Raw genomic sequence first — 17,656 nt, 5'->3', positions numbered from 1 at the left:
CTGGATCAAGATGAAAACTATTGAAGTCGACGAAGAGCTCTACCGTTATATCGCCAGCCACACTCAGCATATTGGTGAAAGCGCCTCCGACATTTTACGTCGTATGCTGAAATTTTCTGCTGGTCAGGCAGCGCCGAAGGCACCTGCTGTTACGGCTGCGCCCGCGCCTGTCGCCAGCGTACAGGAAACCGTGGTGAAAGAGACGTCTCGCCCGCAGGATCGCGTTCGCGCCGTGCGCGAGCTGCTGCTGTCGGACGAGTATGCGGAGCAGAAAAAAGCGGTAAACCGTTTTATGCTGATCCTGTCGACTTTATACAATCTGGATCCCAAAGCATTTGCCGCGGCGACCGAGTCACTGCATGGTCGTACGCGCGTCTACTTTGCAGGCAATCAGCAAACCCTGGTACAGAACGGCACCCATACCAAGCCGCAGCATATTCCCGGCACGCCGTATTGGGTGATCACCAACACCAACACAGGCCGTAAACGCAGCATGATTGAACATATCATGTCGTCCATGCAGTTCCCGACGGAACTGGCGGACAAGGTTTGCGGCACACTCTAAACACAGCGTCAGGGAGAAGCGCCAATGGCCAGTCACCCCCGTGCCGGGCAGCCAGCACAGCAGAGCGATTTGATTAACGTTGCACAATTGACCTCGCAGTATTACGTCCTGCAGCCGGAAACAGGCAACGCGGAACACGCGGTGAAATTCGGCACGTCCGGCCATCGCGGTAGCGCAGGCCGACAGAGCTTCAACGAGACGCACATTCTGGCTATCGCGCAGGCGATTGCGGAAGAGCGCAAAAAGAACGGCGTTACCGGCCCTTGCTACGTGGGTAAAGATACGCACGCGCTGTCCGAACCGGCGATTATTTCCGTACTGGAAGTGCTGGCGGCGAACGGCGTGGATGTGATTGTACAGCAGGACAACGGCTACACGCCGACGCCTGCCATCTCTAACGCTATCCTTGAGCACAACAAAGCCGGCGGCGCGCAGGCTGACGGCATCGTTATCACGCCTTCGCATAACCCGCCGGAAGATGGCGGCATCAAATACAATCCGCCAAACGGTGGCCCGGCCGATACTAACGTCACTAAAGTGGTGGAAGATCGCGCTAACCAGCTGATTAAAGACGGCCTGAAAGATGTTAAGCGCATGGCGCTGGACGAAGCCTGGGCAAGCGGCCATCTGCAGGAAAAAGATCTGATCCAGCCTTATATCGAAGGTCTGGCGCAGATCATCGATATTCCGGCTATTCAGAAAGCGGGCCTGAAAATCGGCGTCGATCCGCTTGGCGGCTCCGGCATCGCCTACTGGCAGCGTATCGCGGAATATTACAATCTGGATCTGACTATCGTTAACGATTCGGTCGACCAGACGTTCCGCTTTATGCACCTGGATAAAGACGGCGTGATCCGTATGGACTGCTCATCCGAAAGCGCGATGGCGGGCCTGCTGGCGCTGCGTGATAAGTTCGATCTGGCGTTTGCCAACGACCCGGACTATGACCGCCACGGCATCGTTACGCCTGCGGGCCTGATGAACCCTAACCATTACCTGGCCGTTGCTATTAACTATCTGTTCCAGCACCGTCCGCAGTGGGGCAAAGAGGTTGCCGTCGGCAAAACGCTGGTCTCCAGCGCGATGATCGACCGCGTGGTCAACGACATCGGCCGTAAGCTGGTGGAAGTGCCGGTAGGGTTCAAATGGTTCGTTGACGGCCTGTTCGACGGCAGTTTCGGCTTCGGCGGCGAAGAGAGCGCGGGCGCTTCCTTCCTGCGTTTTGACGGTACGCCTTGGTCAACGGACAAAGACGGTATCATCATGTGCCTGCTGGCCGCCGAGATCACCGCTGTGACCGGTAAAAATCCGCAGCAGCACTATAACGAGCTGGCGGAGCGCTTTGGCGCACCAAGCTATAACCGTCTGCAGGCTTCTGCGACCTCCGCGCAAAAAGCGGCGCTGTCGAAGCTGTCGCCGGAAATGGTCAGCGCCGATACGCTGGCGGGCGATCCTATCACCGCTCGCCTGACGGCGGCGCCAGGCAACGGCGCATCAATCGGTGGCCTGAAGGTGATGACCGAGAACGGCTGGTTCGCAGCGCGTCCGTCCGGTACGGAAGACGCCTACAAAATCTATTGCGAAAGCTTCCTGGGTGCCGAGCACCGCGAGAAGATTGAGAAAGAAGCGGTAGAAATTGTTAGCGAAGTACTGAAAAACGCCTGATATCAGGGCTGAAAATAAAAGGCGCTAATTTATTAGCGCCTTTTTTATATTCCAATTTTGCCTGTTTCGGGATGTCCCGAATAATTCAGCCGATTTTAAAGCTGTGAACTTCCCTTATTCGTATACCCAAGCCGTCTGTTCCGGGAGTGGCTGGAACAAACAGGGCGCAGTGATAAAACAGCATCAAGCTTAAACAGTTGAACAATAATGCATTTACCCTGTACAAAACTGCTTAAACCCCTTCAGGCAGTGGCCATGCGGCTACAGGCTTGCTGCAACGGCGCGGGGCGGTGGTTATGGCCATATTTAAACAGATGCAATGTAACGTAGTTGTTATTTATTTAATTTAAATTAACTTTAATTTAACTTATTGCCTTTACCTGGATAATTTTTAATTTAATCTGGTCGGATGAGTGGTAAATATATCGCCAGATCGGTATTATTTTAGCCAGACTTTTACTTTTCCGGAGGGCGTATGAATCTCTATCATCAATACTCGCTGCCTCATCTTCTACTGCGTCGGCTGGCAACGCTTGCGGTCGGTGTTGTCGCGCTGCCTTTTATGCTTTTTTATCGCGACCGCTCGCGCTTTTACAGCTACCTGCATCGCTGCTGGTGCAAAACCAGTACGCAGCCCGTGTGGCTGGCGCAGGCGGAAAGGGCCGCTGCCGATTTTTATTAATCGCGCCCGCATGCTTTAACGCCGCCTTATCCTCATGCTTTAGATTTTTCTTAATGCTCCGGTTTCGGGGCATGCTTCTTATCTTTCCACCGCCTTCAGACCGCTGTTAATGCCCCGTTTTAGGGGCATTTTTCTTTTCTTCCTGCCGCTTTGCCTTGTTCCGTAAGGTTTTTCGTGGGCCGGCCTTTTTTCGATAAATCACCGGTAGCAATTCTTTCCATAAAGTTGTACAACTTATTTTGTCTTGTACAGATTTAACCGCTACACTTAATGATGAAAGTAGCGAAGGGGAGAAAGGTATGAGTGAGAAAATTCCGGTAGGCATCAGCGCCTGCCTGCTTGGCGACAGTGTCCGCTTTGATGGCGGCCACAAACGTTGCGCCTTTGCCGCCGAAGATCTGGCGCCTTTTATGCGTTATGAACCGGTTTGCCCGGAAATGGCGATTGGTCTGCCCACGCCGCGTCCGGCCCTGCGCCTGACCGAAACGGCCGAAAATAGCGTTGAGCTTTGCTTCAGCAACGGGAAAGGCGATCCGCTGACCCAGGAAATGCAAAGCTTTTCCGAGAAAAAAATCGCCAGCCTGCATCACCTTTGCGGCTACATCGTCTGCGCCAAATCGCCCAGCTGCGGCATGGAGCGGGTGCGCGTCTACCAGCCAGAAAATAACAACAACCGTAAAGAAGGCGTTGGCATCTTTACGCGTGAACTGATGAAGCAAATGCCGTGGCTGCCGGTCGAAGAAGACGGCAGGCTGCACGATCCCGTGCTGCGCGAGAACTTTGTTGAGCGCATTTACACGCTGCATGAATTTAACCAGCTGTGGCGCAGCGGCCTGACGCGCGGCAAGCTTATTGCCTTTCACAGCCGCTATAAGCTAACGCTGCTGGCGCATTCACAGCCGGAATATCGCGAGATTGGTCGCTTTGTGGCGGCTATTGAGCAGTGGCCTTCACTGGAAGCCTTTGCTTTTGAGTATCGTCAGCGCCTGATGGATCTGCTGAAGCATAAAGCCACGCGCGGCAACCACACTAATGTGATGATGCACGTACAGGGCTATTTCCGACCGCAGCTGAACGCCAAACAGCGCGAGGAGCTGACCTCGCTGATCGATCACTATCGTCAGGGCTTACAACCGCTGCTGGCGCCGATGACGCTGCTCAAACACTATATGTCGGAATATCCCGATCCTTACCTTACCCAGCAACGCTATTTTGAGCCTTATCCGGAAGCGCTTCGCCTGCGTTACGGCCATTAATTACAGGGAAAGCTATGGCCACCCATCTGGTCTGGATGCGCAACGATCTGCGCATCCACGATAACTACGCGCTTTATGCAGCCTGCAGCGATGTCAATGCGGAAGTGCTCGTTCTCTATATCGCCACGCCAAAACAGTGGCAATCGCATGATATGTCACCGAAGCAGGCCGCTTTTATTTATCAAAGCCTGCACGATGTCCAGGGTGCTTTGGCAGAAAAAGGCATCCCGCTGCACTATTTACAGCGCGATGATTTTTCCGCCTCCGTTGAAGCGCTGAAAGATTTCTGCCGTGAGCATCATGTCGACAGCCTGTTTTATAACTATCAGCACGAAGTCAACGAGCGCCAGCGCGATGCGCAAGCGGAACGCGAACTGAGCGAGCTGGATATAGTTGTGCAGGGCTTCGATGACGGTCTGCTGCCGCCCGGCAGCGTGCTGACAGGCAATCGGGAAATGTTTAAAGTCTTTACGCCATTCAGCAAAGCTTTTGTTCGCCGACTGCATGAAGGGATGCCGGAATGCGCGCCCGCGCCCAAACCGCGCGCTCAGGCGCCGCTGGAAAAACTACCCGCTCTGGAACCATTTGATTACCCGCAGGAAGACTTTAATACCGATCTTTTCCCGGTAGGGGAGAAAACGGCTATCCAACGTCTGCGCGAGTTCTGTCAGCAGCCGGTCGCGGAGTATGCGGCCAGGCGAGACACGCCGGCCATTGACGGCACGAGCCGCCTGTCCGTTTATCTGGTTACCGGGGTGCTGTCGCCGCGCCAGTGCCTGCATCGCCTGCTGCGCGAGCATCCCGACGCGTTAGAAAACGACAAAATATTCAGCTGGTTTAACGAGCTTATCTGGCGCGAGTTCTACCGGCACCTGATTGTCGCCTGGCCCGCGCTCTGCAAACATCAGCCCTTTATCAGCTGGACAAAAAAGGTGCAATGGCAGCGCAATGATGACCAGCTGGCCGCCTGGCAGCAGGGCAAAACCGGTTATCCGATAGTGGATGCCGCTATGCGGCAGCTGAACAGTCTTGGCTGGATGCATAATCGCCTGCGGATGATTACCGCCAGTTTCCTGATTAAAGATCTGCTGATCGACTGGCGGATCGGCGAACGCTATTTTATGTCGCAGCTGATCGACGGCGATCTGGCAGCGAATAACGGCGGCTGGCAGTGGGCCGCTTCCAGCGGCAACGATGCGGCGCCTTACTTTCGCATCTTCAATCCCACTACGCAGGGCGAACGCTTTGATAAAGAAGGCGAATTCATTCGGCAATGGCTACCGGAACTGAAGGCGGTGCCCGTTCAGCATATTCACCAGCCGCATGAATGGGCGCGGAAAAACGGCGTTCAGCTCGATTATCCTCACCCCATCGTTGACCACAAAGAGGCCCGCAAACGTGCGCTGGCGGCCTACGAGGCGGCAAGGAAATAGCCGCGCGTTTTGCCGCCCTCTGCTAAAGTAGCCGCATTGAGAACGGCAAAAGAGTGTACGCCCTATGCAAAACAGTGAATTAGAAAACATCGTTAACCAGCAGCTGAATACCGCGAGCTTCAGCGACTATGCGCCGAACGGTCTTCAGGTAGAAGGGCGCGAGCAGGTACAGAAAATCGTTACCGGCGTGACCGCCTGTCAGGCGCTACTGGATGAGGCCGTACGTTTACAGGCGGACGCGGTGCTGGTGCATCACGGCTATTTCTGGAAAAGCGAAGCGCCGGTGATTAAGGGCATGAAGCGCAACCGGCTGAAAACGCTGCTGGCGAACGATATCAACCTTTACGGCTGGCATCTGCCGCTGGACGCGCATCCCGAGCTGGGCAATAACGCGCAGCTGGCGAAACTGTTTGGGATTGAGGTCAAAGGCGAAGTGATGCCGCTGGTGTTCTGGGGCGAGCTGCAGGAGCCGCTGACGGGCGAGCAGCTTGCCGCACGCATCGGCCAGACCCTGCATCGCGACCCGCTGCACTGCGGCGATAACGCGCCAGCGCTGATCCGCAAAGTGGCGTGGTGCTCAGGCGGCGGCCAGGGCTTTATTGATGCCGCGGCGGCTTTCGGCGTGGACGCTTTTATTTCCGGCGAGGTTTCCGAACAAACCATTCACAGCGCGCGCGAGCAGGGCCTGCACTTTTTTGCGGCCGGACATCATGCTACCGAGCGCGGCGGTATCAAGGCGCTGGGTGAATGGCTGGCGGCACAGCATGGCCTGGACGTCACCTTTATCGATATCGACAACCCCGCCTGACAGCAGACAGGCGGCCCCGGTGGCCGCCTGTTAACCTCAACGCCCGCTTAAGGGTAGGGTGCGACTGAGATCACCGTAAACTCTGCCGCGCCGTGATGCTTCGCAATATCCTGGCGCACCGCGTCCTGTACGGCTTCCTCTGTCGGTTCGCCCTCGCTTTCCAACAGCACTTCTTCGGAATGCAGATGGCCTTCGGCCTGATGTTCGTAATGAATTTTGAATGTCGTGCTCATCGCTACCTCCTTTATGCAGAAACCGTAATAGTAGCCACTGTGTCGCGCCTGGCTAATCGATTATTGACACTTCTCTGACATTTCCGCATAACTATTTCTTCTTTCTGGAAAACGGTGGCCTTATCAACGGGCCGGGAGAGTGTTTTGCAACGAGCACGTTGTTACCTTTCAGGTGAGCGCGCGGTAGTGCTTGAGCTGGAACCCCCTGTCTCTCTCAGCAGCCAGCAGCGTATCTGGGGCCTGTCAGCGCGTCTGACCGGCCGGCCGGAAGTCACGGAAGTCATTCCCGGCATGAACAATATCACGGTGATTTTAAGCAACCCGCAACAGCACGCGCTGGACGCCATCGAGTGGCTCCAGGGCTGGTGGGAAACAAGCGAAGCGCTGGTGCTGGAAACGCGGGATATCGCCATTCCCGTTATCTACGGCGGCGCAGCAGGGCCGGATCTGGACGAGGTGGCGCGTCAAAGCGGACTGACGCCGCAGCAGGTGGTGGAAGCCCACGCGGCGGGGCGCTATACCGTTTATTTTATCGGCTTCCAGCCCGGTTTCCCTTACCTGGCAGGCCTGGACGAGCGGCTGCATACGCCCCGGCGGGCGGAGCCGCGCCTGAAGGTGCCGGCCGGATCCGTGGGCATCGGCGGTAGCCAGACCGGCGTTTATCCGCTTGCCGCGCCGGGCGGCTGGCAGCTAATTGGCCAGACGAGTATCGCTCTGTTTACGCCTGAACAGCAGCCGCCGACGCTTTTACGTCCCGGCGATCAGGTACGCTTTATTCCGCAAAAGGAGGGCCTGTGCTGAATATTATTCGGGCTGGCATGAGTACCACCTTACAGGACGCAGGCCGTATCGGCTGGCGTCAGTTCGGCGTCAGCAGCGGCGGCGCGCTGGACTATCCGGCAATGGCGACGGCCAACCTGCTGGTCGGCAATGAGCAGAACAGCCCGGTGCTGGAAATTACGCTCGGCCAGTTCTGCGCGGAGTTTACCCGGGACGGCTGGATGGCGCTGACGGGCGCGGGCTGTAGCGCCGAGCTGGACGGCAAACCGGTGTGGACGGGCTGGCGCCTCGCCGTACGCAAAGGATCGCGCCTGACGTTGAAAATGCCGCAGCGCGGGATGCGCAGCTACCTGGCGCTGGCTGGCGGTTTTGCCGCCGTGCCCGTGCTCGGCTCCTGCAGCACCGATTTGAAAACGGGCCTGGGCGGCTTTGCGGGACGGCAGATTGAAGACGGCGACAGGCTGCCGCTGGGCGAACCCGCGCGCACATTCAGCAAACCGGCGGGCGTGCGCCAGCTGCTGTTTGGCAACCGCGTTCGCGCGATGGCCGGCCCGGAATACCACGAATTCAGCCGCGAAAGCCGGGAGCTGTTCTGGCGGACGGGCTGGCAGCTCAGCCCGCAGAGCAACCGTATGGGCTATCGCTTACAGGGTCGCGCGCTGGTGCGCGAAGCCGGGCGCGATATGCTGTCGCACGGGCTGATCCCCGGCGTGGTGCAGGTGCCGCCTAACGGCCAGCCGATTGTGCTGATGGCGGATGCGCAAACCACCGGCGGCTACCCGCGTATCGCCTGCGTGATTGAAGCCGACCTCTATCATCTGGCGCAGATCCGTCTGGGCGAGCCGATCCATTTTGTGCACTGCACACTGGAAGAAGCGCTGCAGGCGAAGCGCGAGCGCGATCGGGTACTGGAACAAATGGCATGGGGATTAGCGCATGAAAATTGATTTAAACGCCGATTTGGGTGAGGGCTGCGGCAACGATCGCGCCTTATTACAGCTGGTTTCCTCGGCCAATATCGCCTGTGGTTTTCACGCGGGCGACGCGGAAACCATGCGGCAGTGCGTGCGCTGGGCGCTGGAGTATGGCGTGGCGATTGGGGCGCATCCCGGCTTTCCCGATCGCGAAAACTTTGGCCGCACGCGTATGGCACTGCCTGCTGAAACGATTTATGCGCAGACGCTTTATCAGATTGGCGCGCTCCAGGCTATTGCCCGCAGCGAAGGCGGCAAGGTGACGCATGTGAAGCCGCACGGGATGCTTTACAACCAGGCCGCTGAGGACGCCTCGCTGGCGGAAGCTATCGCGCAGGCGGTCAGGGCTGCCGATCCGCACCTGATCCTGGTGGGGTTGGCGGGCAGCGAATCTGTTCGCGCCGCTAAATCAGCGGGCCTGACCACCAGAGAGGAGGTTTTTGCCGATCGCGGCTACCAGGCGGACGGTTCGCTGGTGCCTCGCTCGCAGCCCGGCGCGCTGATAGAGAGCGACGAGCAGGCTATTGCACAAACGCTCGCGATAGTGCAGCGGGGGAAAGTGCGGGCCGTCAGCGGCGAATGGGTCAGCGTCAATGCCCAAACCGTATGCCTGCACGGCGACGGCGCCCATGCGCTGGCCTTTGCCCGCCAGCTCCGTGAGGCGTTCGCCGCACGAGATATTGCAGTCAGCTACGGCTGACGTATCGCTACGGACGGCCCGCTTGCCTGGCCGTCTCCCTTATTGCTCCTGCACGCAGCGGGAAGCTTCAGCCTTTATCAGGAGGATAAATGGATCCTGTCGTTAATCTCTGGCCGCTGGCCGGCATCGCTGCCATCGTGGTTGGTTTTCTACTGCGCTTTAACCCGGTGCTGGTGGTGCTGGTCGCCGGTTTAATCACCGGGCTGGCGGCAAAAATGCCGATCGGCGATATTCTGGAAAAACTGGGTTCGGGCTTTCTCAATACCCGCAACCTGCCGCTGATCCTGCTGTTGCCTTTAGTGGTGATAGGCCTGCTGGAGCGCCACGGGCTGAAAGAGCGCGCCCAGGCCTGGATTGCGCAGATCAAAAGCGCTACGGCGGGAAGATTGCTTATTGTCTACCTGCTGGTGCGTGAGCTGACGGCGGCGATGGGGCTGACCAGCCTGGGCGGCCATCCGCAAATGGTGCGTCCTCTGCTGGCGCCGATGGCGGAAGGCGCTACCGAAAATCGTTACGGCGAGCTGCCGCCGGAAGTGCGTCATCGCCTGCGCGCTATGGCGGCGGCGACCGATAACGTCGGGCTGTTTTTCGGCGAGGATATCTTTGTCGCTTTTGGCGCCATCATCTTTATGCATAATTTTATGCAGCAGTCGGCGGGCATCCAGACCGATCCGCTACAGATAGCGCTCTGGGGCATCCCGACCGCCGTTTGCGCTTTTCTGATCCACGCCTTTCGCCTGCGTCGCCTGGATAAAACCCTGGCGGCAGAGCTTGCCGCGCTGAATGCGCAGGCGCAGAAAGCCAAAGGAGGGCGCTGATGTTTCAGCAACAGTATCTTTACTGGCTGGCGGGTTTGATCCTGCTGGTGGTCGCCGTGATGTCCTGGCGAGACAAAGCTAATCCGCGTCGTCTGACTACCGGCCTGTTCTGGGCGCTCTACGGCCTGGTTTTTCTGGTCAGCGACGGGGCATCGGCATGGTTCGGCGCGCGTTCGCTCCATATTGCTATCGGCGTGGTGGTGGTGATTATGGCGCTGATTGCCGGTCTGGGCGGCGTAAAGCTGGGCTCCTACCATCAGCGCAGCCATCAGGAGCGCGAGGCGAGCGCCAAACGCCTGCGCAACCGGCTGTTTCTGCCTGCGCTGGCCATCCCGGTGGTTACGGTTGCCGGCGTGCTGCTGTTTAATAATTTGCCGGGCGCACGGGTAGCGCTGTTTGGGGAAGGCAATCAGGCCACGCTGGTCACGCTTTTCTCTATGATGGTTGGCTGCGTGGTGGGCTGGCTGATCGCGCTGAAAATGACGCATGAAGCGCCCGCGCAGTCCGTACAGGAAGCGCGCCGCCTGCTTGATGCTATCGGCTGGGCCTTTATTCTGCCGCAGATCCTCGCCACGCTGGGCCTGCTGTTTACTACCGCCGGGGTGGGCACGGCGATTGCGCATCTGACGGAAACTTACCTTGCCGTGGACAACCGTTTTATCGCCGTAGCGGCCTACGCTACAGGCATGGCGCTGCTGACCATGATTATGGGCAACGCCTTTGCGGCTTTCCCTATCGTCACCGCCGGTATCGGCATCCCGATCCTGGTCTTGCAGCACCACGGCAACCCGGCCGTGATGGCGGCGATCGGCATGTTCTCCGGCTATTGCGGCTCGCTGATGACGCCGATGGCCGCCAACTTCAATATCGTACCCGCCCGGCTGCTGGAGCTGCCCGATCGTAATGCGGTGATCAAGGCTCAGATACCGACCGGCGTGCTATTGTTAATAACCAATATTTTTCTTCTCTGGTTTCTGATGTTTCGGTGAGGCGGCAATGAAAACAGTATTAATGGCGGCGTTTGAGCCATTCGAGGGCGAGCTGGTCAACGCCTCCTGGGAAGCGGTCAGCCAGCTGCATGAAAGAATGATCTGCGGCGCGCACGTGGTGGCGAAACAGCTGCCTTGCGTATTTGGTGAATCGCTTCAGGTATTAAACGACGCGATGGATGAGCTGGAGCCGGAGCTGGTGATCGTGGTCGGCCAGGCGAACGGCCGGCCCAATATCACGGTCGAGCGCGTGGCAATTAATATTGACGACGCGCGTATTCCCGATAATGCGGGCAGACAGCCGATTGATGAACGCATCGTTGCGGACGGCCCGGCCGCTTATTTCGCCACGCTGCCGATTAAGGCGATCGTCGAAGGTATCCGCGAGGCGGATATCCCCGCGGCGGTATCCCAAACGGCCGGGACTTTCGTTTGCAATCATGTGCTTTACGGTTTGCTGCATCGCCAGGCGCAGCAGGGCGGTCGCGGTGGGTTTATCCACGTGCCGTATTTGCCGCAGCAGGCGGTGAGGCATCCGGGCGCGGCCAGTATGCCGCTCCAGACGGTAGTGCTGGCGCTGGAGATGGCGCTGAGCATCGCGCTGACCGTGGAAGAGGACAAAAAGCTGGAAGGCGGCGCCACACAATAACAAGGAGGCACCATGCCGGAAGGGCCTGAGATCCGCCGCGCGGCGGACAAGCTGGAAAAAGCCATCAAGGGTAAAACGCTGACCGACGTCTGGTTTGCTTTTCCCCAACTGAAAACCTACGAATCCTCGCTGATTGGCGAAAGGGTAGAGGCGATCGAAACGCGCGGCAAAGCGATACTGACGCATTTCTCCAACGGATTGATCCTCTACAGCCATAACCAGCTTTACGGCGTCTGGCGCGTGATTAAAAGCGGCACCGAGCCGCAAAGCAATCGGGTGCTGCGCGTGAAGCTGGCGGCAGAAGATAAAACGCTGCTGCTGTATAGCGCCTCTGATATTGAACTGCTGACGCAGGATACGCTGGCCGCCCATCCTTTTTTGCTGCGCGTCGGCCCGGACGTGCTGGATATGACGCTGACGGTGGAAGAGGTCAAGGCGCGCCTGCTGTCACCGCGCTTCCGGCGGCGCCAGTTCAGCGGCCTGCTGCTGGATCAGGCTTTCCTGGCGGGTTTAGGCAACTATCTGCGGGTAGAGATCCTCTGGCACGCCGGTCTGGCGCCGCAGCATAAGGCACAGGATTTAGACGAGGCGCAGCTGGACAAGCTGGCGGAAGCGCTGCTGGCCATCCCCCGGCTTTCTTACCAGACGCGTGGCGTGGCAAAAGAAAACAAGCATCATGGCGCGCTGTTCAGCTTTAAAGTTTTTCATCGGGCGGGCAAACCGTGCGAGCGCTGCGGTGGCATCATTGAGAAAACCTCGCTCTCTTCACGGCCTTTTTACTGGTGTCCGGGCTGTCAGACATAAAAAAAGCGCCGCATTGCGGCGCTTCTCATAGCAACGTTAGCCTTATTTGGTCAACGAGTTAAAATCGCGCTGATCGTAGCCGGTGTAAAGCTGACGCGGACGGGCAATTTTAATGCCGTCGTCGTGCATCTCTTTCCAGTGGGCGATCCAGCCGACCGTACGCGCCATGGCGAAGATAACGGTAAACATAGAGGAAGGGATACCCATCGCTTTCAGGATCAGGCCTGAATAGAAATCGACGTTCGGATAGAGTTTGCGCTCGATAAAGTACGGGTCGTTCAGCGCAATATGCTCCAGCTCCATGGCCACTTCCAGCAGGTCGTCCTTCATGCCCAGCTCTTTCAGCACTTCGTGACAGGTTTCACGCATCACCGTGGCGCGCGGATCGTAGTTCTTATACACGCGATGGCCGAAGCCCATCAGGCGGAAAGAGTCGTTCTTGTCTTTCGCACGACGCAGGAATTCCGGGATATGCTCAACCGTTTTGATCTCTTCCAGCATACGCAGGCAGGCTTCGTTGGCGCCGCCGTGCGCCGGTCCCCACAGGGAAGCGATGCCCGCAGCGATACAGGCGAACGGGTTAGCGCCGGAAGAACCAGCTGTACGCACGGTAGAAGTGGAGGCGTTCTGCTCGTGATCCGCGTGCAGGATCAGAATACGATCCATGGCGCGTTCCAGCACCGGGTTGACCACGTACTCTTCGCAAGGCGTAGAGAACATCATGTTCAGGAAGTTACCGGCATAGGAAAGGTCGTTGCGCGGATAGACGAACGGCTGGCCGATGGAATACTTGTAGCACATGGCGGCCACGGTCGGCATTTTCGACAGCAGACGGAAAGCGGCGATTTCGCGGTGACGCTCGATATTCACGTCCATTGCATCGTGATAGAAAGCCGCCAGCGCGCCGGTTACGCCGCACATGACCGCCATCGGATGAGAATCACGACGGAAGCCGCGGAACAGATGGTGGATCTGCTCGTGGATCATGGTGTGGCGGGTAACGATAGTGCTGAACTCTTCAAACTGCTCTTTGGTTGGCGCTTCGCCATTCAGCAGGATATAGCACACTTCCAGGTAGTTAGAGTGCAGCGCCAGCTGGTCGATAGGGTATCCACGGTGCAGCAGAACGCCTTCGTCGCCGTCGATATAGGTAATTTTGGATTCGCAAGAGGCGGTGGAGGTAAAGCCCGGGTCAAAAGTGAAATAACCTTTAGAACCGAGGCTACGGACATCGATCTCTTCCTGGCCTAGCGTGCCGCTCAGTACGTCGAGTTCGATAGCGTCTTCGCCGGGCAGGTTAAGCGTTGCTTTTTTATCAGCCATTTAAGTCTCCTTAGCGCCTTGTCGATGAATCTATGACATCTGAAACGCCGTTATGTCCACCGCTGCGGGTAAGCAGTATCAACTCTGTGGCATCTTATTACGTGCAGGGTACAGAGTGACGGCGCCTATGGGCCGGAAGGGCACAATCAGGCTTTGTTTAGCAGTTGTTAAAGATTCGGTATGGTCGTAACTTGTTAACCTGATGCTTAATAAGTTTAGCTCACCAATGTTACATAACTTGTGCTTAGGGGAAAGTGTATCCCCATAACTTTTGTGCATCATAGAACTTTTCGCGCTCAGTTTGTAACAAAAATGTTGAAGTTTTGTCAAATCAGATAATTAAATTTGTACAATTTGTGAAAAACGTGAGTGAGATCACTGTTCCATCTATTTTTCACCAAGATGTTTGTAGGGGAATTGTAATGAGATTGTGATCGACCTATACTGCCGCCAGGTCTCCGGAATACCCTGACACCAGGAGCCACCCAGCGTTTTAGCGCCACAATTAACACTGGATGTTGCTGTTTTGGTGCCGGTTCACAGTCCGAATGCTTATGTATTTGGCTGTCACCTTCAGGACCGGAGGAAGCAAAATAAGAAAGGCTCTGTGGGCAAAACCGTGAAAAAACAAAGACCTGTCAACCTGGATCTCTCAACGATCCGGTTTCCCGTTACCGCAATCGCGTCCATTCTCCACCGCGTGTCCGGCGTCATTACGTTTGTTGCCTTGGGCATACTGCTTTGGTTATTGGGCCTGTCGCTGTCGTCGCCCGAAGGCTTTTTGCAGGCGTCTGCCGTTATGCAAAGCTTCTTCGTTAAATTCATCATGTGGGGCATTCTCACCGCGCTGGCGTACCATACCGTCGGCGGGATACGTCATATGTTAATGGATTTTGGCTACCTGGCAGAGACGCAGGTGGTGGGAACGCGTTCGGCGCAAATCTGCTTTGGTATCACCGTCGTGCTTTCAATTCTGGCTGGAGTCCTCGTATGTTAAGCAACGCTTCCGCATTAGGACGCAACGGCGTTCACGACTGGCTGCTGGTGCGCGCCACATCTATTGTGATGACGCTCTACATCCTTTACATCCTCGGCTTTATCGTAATGACGGACACGCTGACTTACGACATCTGGCGCGGTTTTTTTGCCTCCTCCGTAACGAAAGTGTTCACGCTGCTGACGCTGTTCTCCATTCTGATGCATGGCTGGATAGGGATGTGGCAGGTGCTGACAGACTACATCAAACATCTGGCGACGCGTCTGCTGTTGCAGATGGCGATTGTGGTAGTGCTGTTTGTCTATGCGATTTATGGAACCGTCGTTGTGTGGGGTGTGTAAAAAATGAAGTTGCCAGTCAGAGAATTTGATGCCGTCGTAGTCGGCGCAGGTGGTGCAGGTATGCGTGCCGCACTGCAAATTTCCCAATCGGGCCAGACCTGTGCCCTGTTATCTAAAGTATTCCCGACCCGTTCCCACACCGTGTCCGCGCAGGGCGGTATTACCGTCGCGCTGGGCAACAGTCATGAAGACAACTGGGAATGGCATATGTACGACACGGTGAAAGGTTCCGACTATATCGGTGACCAGGACGCCATTGAATATATGTGCAAAACCGGCCCGGAAGCGATTCTGGAGCTGGAGCATATGGGCCTGCCGTTCTCCCGTCTGGACGATGGCCGTATCTATCAGCGTCCGTTCGGCGGCCAGTCGAAAAATTTCGGCGGCGAGCAGGCGGCACGTACCGCGGCAGCGGCTGACCGTACCGGCCACGCGCTGCTGCATACGCTCTATCAGCAGAACCTGAAAAACAAGACCACCATCTTCTCCGAGTGGTATGCGCTGGATCTGGTGAAAAACGCCGACGGCGCGGTGGTCGGCTGTACCGCACTGAATATCGAAGATGGCGAAGTCGTCTACTTTAAAGCAAAAGCCACCGTGCTGGCGACCGGCGGCGCAGGCCGTATCTATCAGTCCACCACCAACGCACACATCAATACCGGTGACGGCGTGGGCATGGCGCTGCGTGCCGGCGTGCCGGTGCAGGATATGGAAATGTGGCAGTTCCACCCGACCGGCATTGCTGGCGCGGGCGTGCTGGTGACGGAAGGCTGTCGCGGCGAAGGCGGCTACCTGCTGAACAAGCACGGCGAGCGCTTTATGGAACGCTACGCGCCTAACGCCAAAGATCTGGCCGGACGCGACGTGGTTGCCCGCTCGATGATGATCGAAATCCGCGAAGGCCGCGGCTGCGAAGGCCCGTGGGGCCCGCATATCAAGCTGAAGCTCGATCATCTGGGTAAAGATGTGCTGGAAGCGCGTCTGCCGGGTATCCTGGAGCTTTCCCGCACCTTTGCCCACGTCGATCCGGTCAAAGAGCCTATTCCGGTTATCCCGACCTGCCACTATATGATGGGCGGCATTCCGACCAAAGTGACCGGCCAGGCGATAACGCTGAACGAGCAGGGCGAAGACGTCGTGGTGCCGGGTCTGTTTGCCGTAGGCGAAATCGCCTGCGTATCCGTACACGGCTCTAACCGTCTCGGCGGCAACTCGCTGCTGGACCTGGTGGTATTTGGCCGCGCGGCTGGCCTGCATTTACAGCAGTCGATGCTGGAGCAGGGCGAGCTGCTGGACGCTACCGACGAAGAGATCGACGCCTCGCTGGCGCGCCTGAACCGCTGGAACAATAACGAAACCGGCGAAGATCCTGCCGAGTTGCGTAAAGCGCTGCAAACCTGCATGCAGAACAACTTCTCGGTATTCCGCGAAGGCGACGCGATGGCAAAAGGTCTGGAAGAGCTGAAAGTCCTGCGCGAGCGGCTGAAAAGCGCCCGTCTGGACGACCGTTCGCCTGACTTCAATACCCAGCGTATTGAGTGTCTGGAGCTGGATAACCTGATGGAAACGGCTTACGCCACCGCGGTTGCCGCCAACTACCGTACGGAAAGCCGTGGCGCGCACAGCCGCTTCGATTACCCGGAACGTGACGACGCAAACTGGCTGTGCCACAGCGTCTATCTGCCGCAGAGCGAAAGCATGACTCGCCGTGAGGTGAACATGGAGCCGAAACTGCGCGCGGCTTTCCCGCCGAAAGCCCGTACCTACTAGTTCGCGGAGCATATGATGAGAATCGAATTTTCAGTTTATCGTTATAACCCGGACGTCGATGACGCGCCGCGGATGCAGGACTACAGCCTGGAGTCGGAAGAAGGGCGCGATATGATGCTGCTGGATGCGCTAATCCGTCTGAAAGAGAAAGATCCGACGCTGGCTTTCCGTCGCTCCTGCCGCGAAGGCGTCTGCGGCTCCGACGGCATCAATATGAACGGTAAGAACGGCCTGGCCTGCATTACGCCGGTTTCCGCGCTCGGCGCGGGAAAACGTAAAATTGTGATCCGTCCCCTGCCTGGATTGCCGGTCATCCGCGATTTGGTAGTAGACATGGGCCAGTTCTACACTCAATATGAGAAAATTAAGCCTTACCTGTTGAATAATGGGCAAAATCCACCGGCTCGCGAGCACCTGCAGCAGCCGGAACAGCGGGAAAAACTGGACGGCCTGTACGAGTGTATTCTTTGTGCGTGCTGTTCCACTTCCTGCCCGTCGTTCTGGTGGAACCCGGACAAGTTTATCGGGCCGGCGGGGCTGCTGGCGGCCTACCGTTTCCTGATCGACAGTCGCGATACGGAAACCGGTGCACGCCTGGATGACCTTAACGATGCGTTCAGCGTATTCCGCTGCCACAGCATTATGAACTGCGTCAGCGTTTGTCCGAAAGGGCTGAACCCGACGCGCGCCATCGGCCATATCAAGTCGATGCTGCTGGCGCGAAGCGCTTAAGCGCAGACCGTCCGGGAGCCTGGCTCCCGGTCGTTTTATCAGGCCGGGTTTTGCTTAAGCGGAACACGGCCGAGGGCAAGCCGCTGACGCGGCGCGGGGCTTAGCTGTTCCGTTACATAATCACGGCAACAAAAAAG

19 protein-coding genes are annotated in these 17,656 nt (G+C 57.3%); 17 read left to right on the top strand and 2 right to left on the bottom strand.

What is annotated here, in order from left to right; genetic code table 11:
* Positions 1-10 precede the first annotated feature (10 nt).
* The 6 genes from seqA to ACA373_RS10435 all read left to right on the top strand — a co-directional run bounded on the left by seqA (position 11) and on the right by ACA373_RS10435 (position 6,409).
* On the top strand, positions 11-565 hold the full coding sequence (gene seqA, locus ACA373_RS10460) for a replication initiation negative regulator SeqA (protein WP_253454895.1): 555 nt from the start codon (positions 11-13) through the stop codon (positions 563-565).
* A gap of 24 nt (positions 566-589) precedes the next feature.
* A complete protein-coding gene (gene pgm, locus ACA373_RS10455; RefSeq protein ID WP_253454894.1) occupies positions 590-2,230 on the top strand; it encodes a phosphoglucomutase (alpha-D-glucose-1,6-bisphosphate-dependent) in 1,641 nt (546 codons plus the stop codon).
* Between the two features lie 475 nt (positions 2,231-2,705).
* Complete coding sequence (locus tag ACA373_RS10450; RefSeq protein ID WP_253454893.1) at positions 2,706-2,912, top strand: DUF2517 family protein; 207 nt, start codon at positions 2,706-2,708, stop codon at positions 2,910-2,912.
* A gap of 299 nt (positions 2,913-3,211) precedes the next feature.
* Positions 3,212-4,168 (top strand): 2-thiouracil desulfurase family protein, encoded by a 957-nt coding sequence (locus ACA373_RS10445; protein ID WP_253454892.1) that lies wholly within the window; start codon positions 3,212-3,214, stop codon positions 4,166-4,168.
* A gap of 14 nt (positions 4,169-4,182) precedes the next feature.
* Positions 4,183-5,601, top strand: coding sequence for a deoxyribodipyrimidine photo-lyase (gene phrB / locus ACA373_RS10440; protein ID WP_370734482.1), 1,419 nt, complete (start codon positions 4,183-4,185; stop codon positions 5,599-5,601).
* Positions 5,602-5,665: 64 nt separating this feature from the next.
* On the top strand, positions 5,666-6,409 hold the full coding sequence (locus ACA373_RS10435) for a type 2 GTP cyclohydrolase I (protein ID WP_301253158.1): 744 nt from the start codon (positions 5,666-5,668) through the stop codon (positions 6,407-6,409).
* Positions 6,410-6,456: 47 nt separating this feature from the next.
* Here ACA373_RS10435 and ACA373_RS10430 read toward each other — a convergent pair whose 3' ends face one another.
* Positions 6,457-6,642: a hypothetical protein gene (locus ACA373_RS10430; protein WP_253454889.1), complete on the bottom strand. Its 186-nt coding sequence runs from the start codon at positions 6,640-6,642 to the stop codon at positions 6,457-6,459.
* 144 nt (positions 6,643-6,786) lie between these two features.
* Here ACA373_RS10430 and pxpB point away from each other — a divergent pair, with 144 nt between their 5' ends.
* The 7 genes from pxpB (at position 6,787) to nei (ending at position 12,356) form a co-directional block, all read left to right on the top strand.
* Entirely contained in the window at positions 6,787-7,443 is a 657-nt protein-coding gene (gene pxpB, locus ACA373_RS10425) for a 5-oxoprolinase subunit PxpB (protein ID WP_253454888.1), read from the top strand.
* Positions 7,437-8,369: a 5-oxoprolinase subunit PxpC gene (gene pxpC / locus ACA373_RS10420; protein WP_253454887.1), complete on the top strand. Its 933-nt coding sequence runs from the start codon at positions 7,437-7,439 to the stop codon at positions 8,367-8,369. The genes pxpB and pxpC overlap by 7 nt, the downstream gene beginning before the upstream one ends.
* Positions 8,359-9,096 (top strand): 5-oxoprolinase subunit PxpA, encoded by a 738-nt coding sequence (gene pxpA / locus ACA373_RS10415; RefSeq protein WP_370734481.1) that lies wholly within the window; start codon positions 8,359-8,361, stop codon positions 9,094-9,096. Before pxpC ends, pxpA begins: the two co-directional genes overlap by 11 nt.
* A gap of 89 nt (positions 9,097-9,185) precedes the next feature.
* Positions 9,186-9,914: a DUF969 domain-containing protein gene (locus ACA373_RS10410; protein ID WP_253454885.1), complete on the top strand. Its 729-nt coding sequence runs from the start codon at positions 9,186-9,188 to the stop codon at positions 9,912-9,914.
* Positions 9,911-10,903, top strand: a complete 993-nt coding sequence (locus ACA373_RS10405; protein ID WP_370734582.1) for a DUF979 domain-containing protein — start codon at positions 9,911-9,913, stop codon at positions 10,901-10,903. The genes ACA373_RS10410 and ACA373_RS10405 overlap by 4 nt, the downstream gene beginning before the upstream one ends.
* Positions 10,904-10,910: 7 nt before the next feature.
* On the top strand, positions 10,911-11,552 hold the full coding sequence (gene pcp / locus ACA373_RS10400; RefSeq protein ID WP_253454884.1) for a pyroglutamyl-peptidase I: 642 nt from the start codon (positions 10,911-10,913) through the stop codon (positions 11,550-11,552).
* Between the two features lie 12 nt (positions 11,553-11,564).
* Entirely contained in the window at positions 11,565-12,356 is a 792-nt protein-coding gene (gene nei / locus ACA373_RS10395) for an endonuclease VIII (RefSeq protein ID WP_369894981.1), read from the top strand.
* 42 nt (positions 12,357-12,398) lie between these two features.
* On the opposite strand, the gene ACA373_RS10390 is transcribed toward nei, so the two are convergent.
* The gene (locus ACA373_RS10390) at positions 12,399-13,679 is read right to left on the bottom strand and encodes a citrate synthase (RefSeq protein ID WP_253454882.1); all 1,281 of its coding nucleotides are present in this window, start codon (positions 13,677-13,679) and stop codon (positions 12,399-12,401) included.
* 607 nt (positions 13,680-14,286) lie between these two features.
* Here ACA373_RS10390 and sdhC point away from each other — a divergent pair.
* From sdhC to ACA373_RS10370, 4 genes are read left to right on the top strand one after another with little or no spacing between them, the layout of a single operon-like run.
* A complete protein-coding gene (gene sdhC / locus ACA373_RS10385) occupies positions 14,287-14,676 on the top strand; it encodes a succinate dehydrogenase cytochrome b556 subunit (RefSeq protein WP_253454881.1) in 390 nt (129 codons plus the stop codon).
* The gene (gene sdhD, locus ACA373_RS10380; protein ID WP_125288605.1) at positions 14,670-15,017 is read left to right on the top strand and encodes a succinate dehydrogenase membrane anchor subunit; all 348 of its coding nucleotides are present in this window, start codon (positions 14,670-14,672) and stop codon (positions 15,015-15,017) included. Before sdhC ends, sdhD begins: the two co-directional genes overlap by 7 nt.
* Positions 15,018-15,020: 3 nt before the next feature.
* The gene (sdhA, locus tag ACA373_RS10375) at positions 15,021-16,787 is read left to right on the top strand and encodes a succinate dehydrogenase flavoprotein subunit (protein ID WP_253454880.1); all 1,767 of its coding nucleotides are present in this window, start codon (positions 15,021-15,023) and stop codon (positions 16,785-16,787) included.
* Between the two features lie 15 nt (positions 16,788-16,802).
* The gene (locus ACA373_RS10370) at positions 16,803-17,519 is read left to right on the top strand and encodes a succinate dehydrogenase iron-sulfur subunit (RefSeq protein WP_253454879.1); all 717 of its coding nucleotides are present in this window, start codon (positions 16,803-16,805) and stop codon (positions 17,517-17,519) included.
* Positions 17,520-17,656 lie beyond the last annotated feature (137 nt).

It is taken from the genome of Erwinia sp. STN24, assembly GCF_041320675.1.
Lineage (GTDB): Bacteria > Pseudomonadota > Gammaproteobacteria > Enterobacterales > Enterobacteriaceae > Erwinia > Erwinia aeris.
The sequence above is the reverse complement of the archived record's forward strand: the minus strand, read 5'-3'. Positions and strand labels throughout refer to the sequence as shown.